Raw genomic sequence first — 12,725 nt, 5'->3', positions numbered from 1 at the left:
TCTAGGCATGCTTCCTTTTAAGCCCGGAAGCAAACAAAATGCCTTTTTGTAAAAGAATGAACGCGAAAAGAAGCAGCCCGATGACGATCTTCGTCCACCAACTGGAGAGCGTACCGTCAAAGGTGATGTATGTTTGAATCAAACCTTGGATCAGAATTCCAATAAAAGTGCCTGCTACATAGCCCGCACCGCCTGTCAAAAGCGTTCCGCCGATCACGACGGCTGCAATAGCATCGAGTTCCACACCGACCGCAGCCAAGGAATAGCCTGCCGAAGTGTACAGGGAAAAGACAATTCCTGATAAACCAGCCAGCAAGCCCGACAAGGCATAGATACCGATCGTCGTGCGGCCGACAGGAACTCCCATAAGCTCGGCCGTACTTGCGCCGCCGCCAAGGGCATAAACATTCGTACCAAAGCGCGTTCTGTGCGCAACAAACGCTCCAACGATGAACACGAGGATCATCACTGCACCAATCAATGTCAGGCGTCCGCCGCCCGGCATCAGCCAGTAGATGGAGGTCAGCGTATCGTAGTACTCGTGAGTGACCGGCACGCTATCGATCGAGAGGACGAATGCGGCACCACGCGCCAGAAACATGCCCGCCAAAGTTACGATGAAGGCCGGCATCTTCAGGTAATGAATGGTTGCGCCCATGGCCGCGCCGAAAGCCGTGGTGACAAGAAGCACGAGCACGAAAGCCAGAAGCGGATGGATGCTCGTATCGCGCAGAATGACCGCCAAGAACACACCGGTAAACGCAATGACCGAACCGATCGACAGATCGATGCCGCCGGAAATGATCACGAACGTCATACCGACCGCCGCAATCCCGAGAAAGGCGTTATCAGTTAAAAGGTTGCCTATAACACGCGTCGAAAGCATGTTGGGATATTCAAGAAAACAAAGAAAATACGCGAGCACGAAGATGACAAGCGTGGCCACAAGGGGAAGCTGTCTGGCGTTCATGGGCGCTGCTCCGTCAAAGCGTTTGTTGCAGACGGCGTTGTGCGCTTCGCCTTGAAGAAGCCTGCCGCCGATTGGACAGCCGGTGACTGAACGAAAAGAATGACAAGCACGATGACGGCCTTGATGACGAGGTTGAATTCCGGCGGGAAGCCGGAAAGAAGGATGCCGGTGTTGACCGCCTGTATGATCATGGCGCCGATTAGGGAACCGAGAATACTGAAACGTCCCCCCAACAGAGAGTTACCGCCCAGCACGACTGCCAGAATAGCGTCCAGCTCAAGCCAAAGTCCCGCATTGTTTGCATCCGCGCCTTTGATATCAGCCGTCACGATGATACCTGCGATGGCTGCGCAAAGACCGCTCAACATGTAGACAGCGATCAAGATCACCGGCGTTCCGACACCTGCAAGGCGGCTGGCGCGCAAATTGATGCCTGTGGCTTCGATCAACAGCCCAAGTGCGCTCCAGCGTACGAGCGCCATAACGATTATGCCGGTGGCGACCCAAATGATTACCGGCATCGGCAGAAAGGCGAACGAGCCGCTGCCCAAGAAGGTGAAGGCGTCATTATTGAAAGTGAGAATTACACCTTCCGTAATCATTTGCGCAATTCCGCGCCCAGCAACCATCAAAACAAGCGTTGCGATGATCGGCTGAATTCCGAGCACGGAAACAAGAACACCGTTCCACAGGCCGCACAACAGTCCGATCGCGAGCGTCATGAGAAGCGTTACGGCCAGGGAACTGCCGGCCGCGATGGACGAGGCCGCCACAGCGCCGCAGATTGCAATGACCGCCCCAACCGAGAGATCAATACCACGCGTTGCGATCACCAATGTCATGCCGATCGCGAGCAGCGCTACCGGAGCACCGCGATTCACCACGTCGATCAAGCTGCCGTAAAGACGGTCGTTTTGAACCACCAGATTAAAAAACTGCGGAAACATAATGAAGTTCAGCGCGATGATGATCGCGAGCGTTATGATCTGCGGCGCAATACGGCGAAGAATTGCCATTGATCAAGCCTCCTTTGCCCGGTCGGGTGTCGAGGCAATGGCCTCGACAATTCTCGCCGTCGTCACATCCTCGCCCACAAGCTCTGCAACATGACGTCGATCGCGAAGAACAATGATGCGCGAACTGTAGGCTGTAAGTTCCTGCAATTCGGATGAGATCACGATCAGAGACAGGCCTTGCTCGCAGAGATTTTCGATCAAGCGAATGATTTCTGCATGCGCGCCAACATCGATACCCCGTGTCGGCTCATCAAGGATCAGAAAGCTCGGATTGGTGGCGAGCCAACGGCCAAGGATCGCCTTCTGCTGATTGCCGCCTGAAAGCAATCGGATCGGCTTTTCGCGATCGGTGGTGCGAATATCCAGCGCCTTGATGTACCGATCAGCAATGGCAATCTGCTCGCTGCGTGGCAGCGGCCTCGTCCAACCTCGCCGCGCCTGAAGCGCAAGAATGATATTCTCCCGAACGGACAGATCGCCGACAATTCCATCGACTTTCCTGTCTTCCGGGCAAAATCCGAATCCTTCGCGGATGGCGGCACGCGGACTGGAAAGAGAAACCTCCTTGCCCTTGATGAGAGCCTTGCCGCTGTCCGCCTTGTCGAGCCCGAAGATAAGCTCCGCCGTTTCAGTCCGCCCGGAGCCGAGCAACCCTGCAATGCCAACGACTTCCCCAGCCCGCAACTCAAGGTCGAAGGGATGGACTTTGTTTTTCTTGCCGTAATTCTGGAAGCTATATTGGATTTCCCCCGCTTCGGCGTGACGATGGCGTATGACGGATTCCGTTTCAGCCAGATCGTGTCCAAGCATCATCGAAATAAGATCCGTCCGCGGCAGCGTTGCAGCCTCTCTCGTTCCGACAAGCCGGCCGTTGCGCAAGACAGTTATGCGATCGCTGATCTCGTAAACTTGATCAAGAAAATGGGTAATAAAGACAATGCCTAAGCCCTTTTCCTTCAAGTTTCTGATAATGCGGAAAAGCATGGCGACTTCTTGCGCGTCAAGACTTGCTGTCGGCTCGTCGAGAATAAGCACCTTGCCCGAGAGATCGACCGCGCGCGCGATGGCGATTACCTGCTGGATGGCGACAGAAAAGCGCGACAGTTCGGCAGTGACGTCGATGTCGAGACCATATTGCGAGAGCAAGCTCCGCGCCAAGCGGTTCATTTCGCGGTTGTTCGTCATGCCAAGCCGGCGCGGCTGGCGACCGATAAACAGGTTTTCAGCGACGCTTAGGTTCGGAAGAAGGTTCACTTCTTGATAGACCGTCCCGATCCCAAGCTTCTGTGCGGAATGCGGATCTGTAGGATCAATGTCACTGTCATCGAGGTGAAGCGTTCCGCCGTCTCGGCGATAGGCGCCCGTCATGCACTTGATCAGGGTTGATTTGCCCGCACCATTTTCTCCAAGGAGAGAGTGAACCTCCCCACGACGAAGATGAAAATCGACATGATCCAAGGCAACAGCGCCTGGGAAATATTTGCATATCCCCGTCGCTGAAAGGACGTTCGCGAAATTGTGACTCATGAAAGAGGCGCTTCCTGCTATGGACGCAATATGCCACGTCGTCTGCGAACATGATGGTCGCTGACATGGCTGAGGGCCGCATTGCAATGAATGCGATGCGGCCCGACCTTTTCTTGGCTCAGTAGCCCAGGTCTTTCTTAGCTTCGTAGACTTTCATCGGATCGTCAGCCTGCGTGTAGAGCTTCGATTCCGTCTGGATCCACTTCTTGGGCTCTTTCTTGTCCTTCAAGTAGGCATCGAGAGCGTCGAAAGCGGGACCAGCCATGTTTGGTGTCAGTTCGACGGTGGCATTAGCTTCGCCAGCAGCCATGGCCTTGAAGATGTCGGGGATCGAGTCGATCGATACGACGAGGATATCCTTGCCTGGCTTAAGGCCGGCTTCCTTGATCGCCTGAATACCGCCGACGGCCATGTCGTCATTATGCGCGTAGAGAGCGCAAATGTCCTTGCCGCCATTTTCGGCTTTCAAGAAGCTTTCCATGACTTCCTTACCCTTCGTGCGGGTGAAGTCACCGGTCTGGCTGCGAATGATCTTGATGTTTGAATGGCCTGCAATCGCCTCTTCAAAGCCCTTCTTACGCGAAATCGCTGGTGAGGAGCCTGTTGTGCCCTGTAGTTCGACAACATTGCACTTCTTGTCGCCAACCGTCTTCACGAGCCAGTCACCGGCAACCTTGCCTTCATGCACCTGGTCAGAGGTGACGGCGGTCAGGTAAAGATCTTCGGGAGCCTTGATGTTACGGTCGAGAAGTATGACCGGGATCTTCGCTTCCTTGGCTTCCTTCAGCACGGCGTCCCAGCCGGTTTCAACAACCGGAGCGATGAGAATCGCCTGGACACCCTGAGCGATGAAGGAGCGAATCGCCTTGATCTGGTTTTCCTGCTTCTGCTGTGCATCGGCAAACTTAAGGTCGATGCCGCGCTTCTTGGCTTCCTGCTTGGTCACCGTGGTTTCAGCCGCGCGCCAACCCGATTCAGAACCAATCTGCGAAAAGCCGACAGTCATGTCTGCAGCCGAAGCAGATGCGAGTGCGCCAGCAATAAACATCGTGGCACTCAAAAGTGCAGTCTTAAACTTCATGATTTCCTCCCAGGCCGCCTCCGCGCGGCCAAGGAGAAAAAATCATATTGTATGACTTTTGTAAATCAGAATTTTTAGTTTCCGCTGAATTAAAAAAGGGCGCTTTTAAAGCGCCCTCTCCCGTCGATTCTCGTCTTACTTAGGCAGCTTGTCGTCAACGCCTTCGACGTAGAAATTCATGCCCAAAAGCGTGCCGTCATCTGCTTTCTCGCCTGCTTTGAGCCATGGCGTACCGTCCTGCTTGTTGATCGGACCGGTGAATGGATGCAGTTCGCCAGACTTGATCTTAGCTTCCGTTTCTTCGGCAAGCTTCTTCACGTCATCTGGCATGTTTGTGTATGGCGCCATCGTCAGAATGCCGTCCTTGAGGCCATCCCAGCTCTGCTCAGCCTTCCAGTTGCCATCAAGCAGCGCTTTGACGCGCTTTACATAATAGTTGCCCCAGGTATCGACGATCGCGGTCATCTGAACATTTGGGCCCGCCTTGATCATGTCGGAGGCTTGTCCAAACGCTTTCACACCGCGCTGTTCGGCAACCTGCATCGGTGCGGTCGTATCGGTGTGTTGCGTCAGGATGTCCACGCCCTGATCAAGCAGTGCCTTTGCCGCATCGGCTTCCTTGCCGGGATCGAACCAGGTGTTGACCCAGATTACCTTCATCTTGAAGTTTGGATTGACTGACTTTGCACCTTGCTCGAACGCATTGATTCCCATCACGACTTCTGGAATTGGGAACGTCGCGATATAGCCCGCCTCGCCTTTCTTCGACATCTTGCCGGCGATCACACCGGCGATATAGCGGCCTTCGTAGAAGCGCGAGTTGTAGGTGGCAAGATTCGGCGCCGACTTGAAGCCCGTCGCATGTTCAAACTTCACCTTCGGAAACTTTTTCGCCACGTTCACGGTGGCATCCATGAAGCCAAAGGATGTGGTGAAGATCAAGGAGCAGCCTGAGCGTGCCATACGCTCGATCGCGCGTTCCGCATCGGGGCCTTCCGGGACGTTTTCAAGGAACGGTGTCTCGATCTTGTCGCCAAACTCCTTTTGAACCTGCAAGCGGCCGTTCTCGTGGGCCTGGGTCCAGCCACCGTCCGTGCGTGCGCCGACATAGACGAAGCAGACCTTGGTCGGAGCGGCTTGAGCTGCTCCGCCGTAACCAAGAATAAGCGCAGCTGTCGCCGCTAAAGCCAGTGCCGTTTTCTTCATGTCATGATCCCCTAGTTTTGGAGGTTGGTTTGTTTGTTTATCGGTCCGGCACAAAGGATCGCCCGAGTGATGCCGGTGTGTTGATCAACGTGGTTCGACGGTTTTGCGAAATGATGAGAAGAACCACAATCGTTGCCGCGTAGGGCAGCATCGAAAGAAATTGCGAGGGAACCCCGATACCAAGCGCCTGCGCATGCAGCTGAAGGATCGTGACCGCCCCAAAAAGATAACCGCCAAGCAGTATGCGCCATGGCCGCCACGAACTGAAAACCACGAGCGCCAGTGCAATCCATCCGCGTCCGCCTGACATGTTTTCGGTCCACTGCGGCGTATAGATCAGAGAAAGCTGCGCACCCGCCAAACCGGCGCAGGCCCCGCCAAAAAGAACGGCAAGGTAGCGCGTGCGAATAACCTTGATACCCAGGGCATGTGCCGACTGATGATTGTCGCCGATAGCGCGGATCTTGAGGCCCGTCCGGCTGCGAAACAGAAACCAGTTCACGCCGACAACAAGCGCAATCGACATGTAGAAGATAATGTCCTGCTTGAAAAAGGCTGAACCAATGTACGGAATATCCGACAAAAACGGGATGACGATCGGCGGGAGCCGAATCCCGGGCAACCCGACATACGATTCGCCGATCATTCCCGATGCCCCGATGCCGAGGATCGTCAGCGCAAGTCCGGTGGCAACCTGATTGGCAATCAGCGTCAGCGTTAGGAAAGCAAACAGAAGCGAGAACAGAGCGCCGCCGAGGATCCCGCATAGAATGCCGATATAGGGGCTCCCTGTTTCCTGGGCGCCGATGAAAGCGGTAACGGCCCCCATGACCATCATGCCTTCGACACCGAGGTTCAGGACCCCGGCCCGTTCCGTCACGAGCTCTCCCAAAGCCGCGATGACCAATGGCGTAGAAGCGGTAATGACCGTCAGGAGAATGGCTTCGAAAATGCTCATGACGCCCCTCCGCGCAGACGCGACCACACGATGCGTACGCGGTAGTAAATCAGCGTGTCACAGGACAGAACGAAGAAGAGCAGCAATCCTTGAAAAACACGAACGACCTTATCCGATATGCCGATGGACAATTGCGCAGCTTCGCCGCCGAGATAGGTCAAGGCAAGAACGAGACCGGAAGCGATGATGCCAAGCGGATTGAGGCGCCCCAGGAAGGCGACAATGATCGCCGTAAAACCATAACCCGGCGATATTGCCGGCTGAAGATGACCGATCGAGCCGGAGACTTCGGAAATCCCTGCCAATCCAGCCAAGGCGCCTGAGAACAGAAATGCAAACCAGACCATACGTCGCGAGGAAAAGCCCGCGAAACGGCCTGCCCGCTCTGACTGACCCAGAACGACGATCTCAAACCCCTTGAGGGTATAGCGCATCATGAACCAGACAAAGATCGCTGCAACGATGGCGAACACAAAGGCCCAGTGTGCCCTGCCGGACTCTTCCCATATGGCTGGCAAGACAGCCTCCGGCGCAAAGTCACGCGAGACGGGGAAATTCATGCCTTGCGGATCACGCCATGCACCGCGCACCAGCCAATCCAAGAAAAGCTGTGCAATGTAGACAAGCATTAGCGACGTGAGGATTTCGTTGGTGTTGAAATGTGCTTTCAATAGTGCTGGGATCGCGGCAAACAAAGCTCCGCCCAAAGCTCCGAGCAACAACATCAGGGGCAGCACCAGGGGCGAGTGCCAGTCGTAGAATACGATCGGCAGGAACGAGCCTGCGACCGCGCCCATCGTAAACTGACCCTCCGCACCGATATTCCAGTTATTCGATCGATAGCAGACCGAAAGTCCCACTGCGATCAGAATGAGAGGGGCAGCCTTGATTGCCAGCTCGTGAAGCGACCAAACCTCCAGAAGGGGCGCGACGAAGAACGCATTGAGCGCCTCAAGAGGATCCTTACCAAGCAAAACAAACATGATGGCGCCGGTGACAAGGGTCAAACCGAGCGCAAGCAACGGTGATACGAGACCAAAAAGCCTCGATACCTGTGGGCGCCTTTCGAGTTCAATGCGCATGCGCCGTCCCCGCTGCAGGCTTGCCCTCATGAAGGCCCCCCATCAAAAGGCCGATCTTCTCCCGGGTAAGTTCATCGGCCCTATATGGCTGGGACAGCTTTCCCTCTGAGATAACGGCAATCTCGCTCGCCACCTCGAAGATTTCGTCAAGATCCTGACTGATGACAAGAACGGCTGACCCTGCTTTAGCGAGATCGACCAAAGCCTGCCGGATGCGACTGGCAGCGCCGGCATCAACACCCCAGGTTGGCTGATTGACGACAAGGACCGATGGTTGCCTGTCCAATTCACGCCCCATGATGAATTTCTGTAAATTGCCGCCCGACAGAGATCCTGCCGCGGGATTTTCGCCACTTTTTCGGACGTCCATGACATGGGAAACGCGCCGTGTCGCTGCGGTAACAGCACTGCGTCTGATGATCTTGAAAAGCCCACCCGTCAGAAAGGCTTTCCGATCAGACTTGTGACGCGACAACACCATATTGTCCGATAAGGTCAACACCGAAACGGCGGCGTGTCCATGCCGTTCTTCCGGCACAAACGAGGCTCCAAGAAGCCGTCGTTCATTGATGCCTGTTGTACCAATAGATTTGCCTCGAATGGACACAACGTCATCGACAGCAGAGGGATATTCACCAGAAATGGCGTCGAACAACTCGCTTTGACCATTGCCCGCTACCCCGGCAATGGCAAGGACGCTGCCGCCTTTAACCCGCAGATTGATGTCTCTGAGTGGCACGGCAAAAGGCGTGCGCGCTGGCGCGGAAAGACCAGCCAATTCGAGAAGAACCTTGCCCTGCTCAAGGAGACCATTAGGCGAGACAGTCGCCACCTCGCCGCCCACCATCATGCGCGCCAGAGATGACGGCGTTTCCTTCCGGGGGTCGCAAGCTCCTGTCACTTTACCATGGCGCAAGACCGTCGCGCGATCGCAGATGCGCTGTACCTCTTCAAGCCGGTGACTGATGTAAAGGACAGAGCGTCCCTCTGACCTCAATTTAAACAGCGTTTCAAAAAGCCGGTCAGCTTCCTGCGGGGTCAGAACGGATGTCGGTTCGTCCAGAATGATCAGTTTAGGATTTTGTAGAAGGGCGCGTACGATTTCGATACGCTGACGCTCGCCGACGGAAAGGTCGGCTACATGCGCTTGGGGATCAAGCGGCAAACCGTAGGCGCGCGACAGCTTTGCTGCCTCCTCGGCAATCTTCCCGATCGGGATGGAGTCGTCGAGCGAGAGCGCAATGTTTTCAGCAACGGTCAGCGCCTCAAATAGTGAAAAATGCTGGAAGACCATACCGATACCGAGACGCCGCGCGTCGGCCGGGGATCCGATCATGACAGGCGATCCGTCCCATACGATCTCGCCCTCTGTCGGCTCTAGAACGCCGAACAGCATTTTGACGAGGGTTGACTTGCCAGCGCCGTTTTCGCCGAGAAGAGCGTGAATTTCGCCCGGCGCAATTTCCAGATCGATATGATTGCAGGCTGCAAAGCTACCGAAAAGTTTCGTCAGCTGCCGGACCGATAATAACGCACCGGATGCCGGTATATTCGATGACGACACGTTCCCCTCATCGTTGAAACGGTCCTTACACTTTTACTTCAAGCGTGGCCGTCTCGGTTGTTCTTCTGTTGTTGCTTCCGCCTACGCCCGCCCTGCTCTCGCAGTCACGGATAGCCTTGAGAGATATTGATACGCAGTTTGTTGCACAACACAACAGCAAATACCGCTTCTGCACAAACGTTCAGCGCGCAGCTTGTCCGCAACGGGTGTCCATAGGCTCTCAACCTAACGTCAAGCATGAGAACCACATCATAAGTCTTTGAATTTTTTTATTACCGGCTCGTCGAAGATGTCATCTTTTTCCGAGCGAAGGGAAAAACTGCAGAACGGCACCGATGCAGTAAAGATAAAGGCCGCTCGCAACAAAAAGAACAGCCGCCCATGACGGCATCGAAAAATGCTGCAGAAGAGAATAGATCCCCAGAATGGCCCAGAGAAAGAACACAGTCAGGTTCAAAGGACGCAGCCTCTTCACGCGTACGGGGTGAAGAAAATTGATAGGAAGGAATGTGAGGAATACCGAAAGCGTGACGATGACGAGTGCCGCAGTGGCACTCGCATGCACAACAAACAGCGTGAAGATCACCATATTCCAAACGACGGGGAACCCGGAGAAGAAGTATTCTTCGGTTTTCATTCCCATATCGGCATAATAGATCGCGCTAGATACCACGATCATTCCCGCAGCAAGAAACGACCAAGGCTGACCAATCATCCCGCTCTGGTAGAGGGCGAAGGCCGGTAATAGGACATAGGTGACATAGTCTATGATATTGTCGAGCGTGTCGCCCGACCAATTCGGCAGGACTTCCTTGACCTTCACCTTTCGCGCAATAGGACCATCTATCCCATCGACTAGAAGCGCCAGTCCCAGCCACCAGAACATATCAGTAAAGCGTCTCTCGGCAGCAGCGACGACACCAAGAAATGCCAGGAAAGAGCCGGACGCCGTAAGGATATGCACAGAGAAGGCGCGCATTTCCGCATAGGGAACGCGTCTGTAGTTAAAGATCTTCATAATCCCCCGACGTCTATCCGTCTGCTCTTTCGTTACGCACCTGCCTAATATGCATCCTTTAACCGAAGCCGCTAGCGCAAAAGGAAGCAGTCCAGCGCAATCCCCTGGAAGATCGACCTTGAATTGCCACGGCCGCACGCATATTTCCTCTCGCAACTGCGAAACGGAACAGATTGCCTTCCATAAAGGCTCCAAGTGTAATAACTGCCTCTCATTCCTAAAGACAAAGAGCCAGAATTTTATGAACGCGCCTGCAAAAACCGATGAATTTACGTCAGCCCCGCCGGCAAACGTTTATGCCGAGACGGTTTTGAACGTGACGCATTATACTGATCGTCTCTTTCGATTCACCATGACCCGTCCTCAGGGTTTCCGGTTCCGTTCGGGCGAATTCGCGATGATCGGCCTGATGGTCGAGGGCAAGCCCATTTTTCGCGCTTACTCGATCGCAAGTCCCGCCTGGGCGGAAGAGCTTGAATTTTTTTCGATCAAAGTGCCGGATGGTCCGCTGACCTCTCACCTGCAGACGATTAAACCTGGCGATCAGGTGCTGATGCGCAAGAAGCCGACTGGCACCTTGGTGCTTGACGCGCTGACACCTGGACGTCGCCTTTATATGTTCTCGACTGGGACCGGCATCGCGCCTTTTGCAAGTCTTATCAGGGATCCGGAAACTTACGAAAAGTTCGAAGAAGTCATCCTAACCCACACCACGCGCGACGTTGCCGAGCTGCAGTACGGGTTCGATCTCATTCGCGAGATCAATGAGGATGAACTGTTGAAGGAAATCGTCGGCGATAAGTTGCGTCATTATGCGACTGTAACACGCGAAGAATTCCCCTATCGCGGTCGTATTACCGACCTAATTTCTTCTGGTAAGATCTTTTCAGATCTTGGGCTTACGCCTCTCGATCCAGCAACGGATCGAGGCATGATTTGCGGATCGGCCGAGATGCTGAAAGATACCAAGGCGCTGCTTGAAAATGCTGGCCTCGAAGAAGGTGCAAACAGCAAGCCCGCCGAGTTTGTCATTGAGCGTGCCTTCGTCGGCTAAGGATAGCCGTTGGCTCTTTCACCTTGCGTGAGATTGCCGCTCGTCTCTGCCAGTCGGCGTTTGTGAGTAAATATCTCCGAGATAATTCAGCAGCGCAGTCATGGCTTGCGCTGCTTCTTTTTGTTTGCCGTCCTTGATCGCGTGAATCGTGTGCAAATGCAATTCAATCGACGCGTCCGTGCGGCCGAAGTTTCCAGCCGAAAACCACAAGCGGCGAGAATGGGTTTGGACAGGCGCAAGAGCGGCCGTGACAAATCGATTGGCACAAGCCTCTTCCAAGAGTTCATCGAAATCCTTGTCAGCCGCGAAAAATGCCCGCTGATCATTTTGCCCCAGACAGCCATTCATGATGTCAGCGCAAGTCGACAACTTTTCTCGCTGTTCATCGGTCGCGTACTGTGCCGCTAGTTCCGCCGCAAGAGGCTCCAGCGAACGGCGAACCTGCATGACGTGGACGTGATCGTTCTCCTGGATAGGTGCGATTTCGAGGCCAACCCTTGGGCGCACGGAGATGAGCCCCTGCCAAGCGAGTTTCTGGATGGCCTCACGGACAGGCGTGCGTCCAAGACCAGCAATTTCAATAAGCTGTCTTTCAGTCACTGTTGCCCCCGGAAGAAGCTCAAGCGTCACAATCGCTCGTTCGAGCGCAAGGTAGGCAAGGTGGCTGTAAGAATTGGCCATAAATTCTCTCGTTTCATGGAGACCACGACGACAAGGATGATAGGTGGGCGCAAAGCTTACCGAGAACCTGTCTGACGGGCATTGGAAAAGAGGCCGTCTCGAAGATCGATGTAGGATTCGCTACGCCTCGTTATCGACTCAACGAAATAACGGAACTTGTGCCAGGGAGAAAGCCGAGGATCGGGTTTTTCATCGGACAGGATGTCGGGTTGGAAATGGGAGGCATCATCATTTAGATGCGTAGGTCGAATGGCGACTCAAAAAACGTGAAAAGAGACAGGAAAAGAAGATTTTTGCGGTTGACCAGATAGAGAGGTCTGAATATGTTCCGCCCACTTTCAGACGGGCAATCGCCCACGTCTCGAGAGAGCGTAGCTCAGCCGGTAGAGCAACTGACTTTTAATCAGTAGGTCATGGGTTCGAATCCCATCGCTCTCACCATTTCCAAAATGTCCAACCCGGATACATAGGTAACAATCTGTTCCTAAGACATAGGTAACAACCTCGTGCCGAACGGGTTGTCGATGGTTTGCAAAGTCCTCTGTTCCAAGTCGATATATCCGAGATC

The 12,725-nt window shown here is 54.4% G+C and carries 11 protein-coding genes and 1 tRNA gene; 2 read left to right on the top strand and 10 right to left on the bottom strand.

The window, feature by feature from the left end; all coding sequences use genetic code 11:
• Window position 1: 1 nt before the first annotated feature.
• The 9 genes from yjfF to pcsA all read right to left on the bottom strand — a co-directional run bounded on the left by yjfF (window position 2) and on the right by pcsA (window position 10,422).
• Window positions 2–970 (bottom strand): galactofuranose ABC transporter, permease protein YjfF, encoded by a 969-nt coding sequence (yjfF, locus tag VQ830_RS03285; RefSeq protein WP_337266650.1) that lies wholly within the window; start codon window positions 968–970, stop codon window positions 2–4.
• Complete coding sequence (locus tag VQ830_RS03280) at window positions 967–1,986, bottom strand: ABC transporter permease (RefSeq protein WP_337266649.1); 1,020 nt, start codon at window positions 1,984–1,986, stop codon at window positions 967–969. The genes yjfF and VQ830_RS03280 overlap by 4 nt, the downstream gene beginning before the upstream one ends.
• Before the next feature lie 3 nt (window positions 1,987–1,989).
• The gene (gene ytfR / locus VQ830_RS03275; protein ID WP_337266648.1) at window positions 1,990–3,513 is read right to left on the bottom strand and encodes a galactofuranose ABC transporter, ATP-binding protein YtfR; all 1,524 of its coding nucleotides are present in this window, start codon (window positions 3,511–3,513) and stop codon (window positions 1,990–1,992) included.
• A 118-nt stretch (window positions 3,514–3,631) separates the two neighbouring features.
• A complete protein-coding gene (gene ytfQ / locus VQ830_RS03270; protein WP_337266647.1) occupies window positions 3,632–4,594 on the bottom strand; it encodes a galactofuranose ABC transporter, galactofuranose-binding protein YtfQ in 963 nt (320 codons plus the stop codon).
• A gap of 135 nt (window positions 4,595–4,729) precedes the next feature.
• Window positions 4,730–5,800, bottom strand: a complete 1,071-nt coding sequence (locus VQ830_RS03265) for a BMP family ABC transporter substrate-binding protein (RefSeq protein ID WP_337266646.1) — start codon at window positions 5,798–5,800, stop codon at window positions 4,730–4,732.
• A 37-nt stretch (window positions 5,801–5,837) separates the two neighbouring features.
• On the bottom strand, window positions 5,838–6,758 hold the full coding sequence (locus VQ830_RS03260) for an ABC transporter permease (protein ID WP_337266645.1): 921 nt from the start codon (window positions 6,756–6,758) through the stop codon (window positions 5,838–5,840).
• Window positions 6,755–7,840 (bottom strand): ABC transporter permease, encoded by a 1,086-nt coding sequence (locus tag VQ830_RS03255; RefSeq protein ID WP_337266644.1) that lies wholly within the window; start codon window positions 7,838–7,840, stop codon window positions 6,755–6,757. Before VQ830_RS03255 ends, VQ830_RS03260 begins: the two co-directional genes overlap by 4 nt.
• Complete coding sequence (locus tag VQ830_RS03250; protein ID WP_337266643.1) at window positions 7,830–9,404, bottom strand: ABC transporter ATP-binding protein; 1,575 nt, start codon at window positions 9,402–9,404, stop codon at window positions 7,830–7,832. The genes VQ830_RS03255 and VQ830_RS03250 overlap by 11 nt, the downstream gene beginning before the upstream one ends.
• Window positions 9,405–9,696: 292 nt before the next feature.
• Window positions 9,697–10,422 carry a phosphatidylcholine synthase gene (gene pcsA / locus VQ830_RS03245; protein WP_337266642.1) on the bottom strand — a complete coding sequence of 242 codons (726 nt, stop codon included), beginning with the start codon at window positions 10,420–10,422 and terminating at the stop codon, window positions 9,697–9,699.
• Between the two features lie 241 nt (window positions 10,423–10,663).
• Between pcsA and VQ830_RS03240 the strand changes: the two genes are divergently transcribed.
• Window positions 10,664–11,476, top strand: a complete 813-nt coding sequence (locus VQ830_RS03240) for a ferredoxin--NADP reductase (protein ID WP_337266641.1) — start codon at window positions 10,664–10,666, stop codon at window positions 11,474–11,476.
• A gap of 18 nt (window positions 11,477–11,494) precedes the next feature.
• Here the strand turns inward: VQ830_RS03240 and VQ830_RS03235 are convergent, their stop codons facing one another.
• Window positions 11,495–12,157, bottom strand: a complete 663-nt coding sequence (locus tag VQ830_RS03235) for a GntR family transcriptional regulator (protein ID WP_337266640.1) — start codon at window positions 12,155–12,157, stop codon at window positions 11,495–11,497.
• 365 nt (window positions 12,158–12,522) lie between these two features.
• On the opposite strand from VQ830_RS03235, the gene VQ830_RS03230 reads away from it, so the two are divergent.
• Window positions 12,523–12,598 (top strand) — tRNA-Lys (locus VQ830_RS03230).
• The last annotated feature ends 127 nt before the right edge of the window (window positions 12,599–12,725 follow it).

Origin of the sequence: Oryzifoliimicrobium ureilyticum (assembly GCF_037199735.1) — a bacterium.
GTDB lineage: Bacteria > Pseudomonadota > Alphaproteobacteria > Rhizobiales > Rhizobiaceae > Rhizobium > Rhizobium ureilyticus.
The sequence above is the reverse complement of the archived record's forward strand: the minus strand, read 5'-3'. Positions and strand labels throughout refer to the sequence as shown.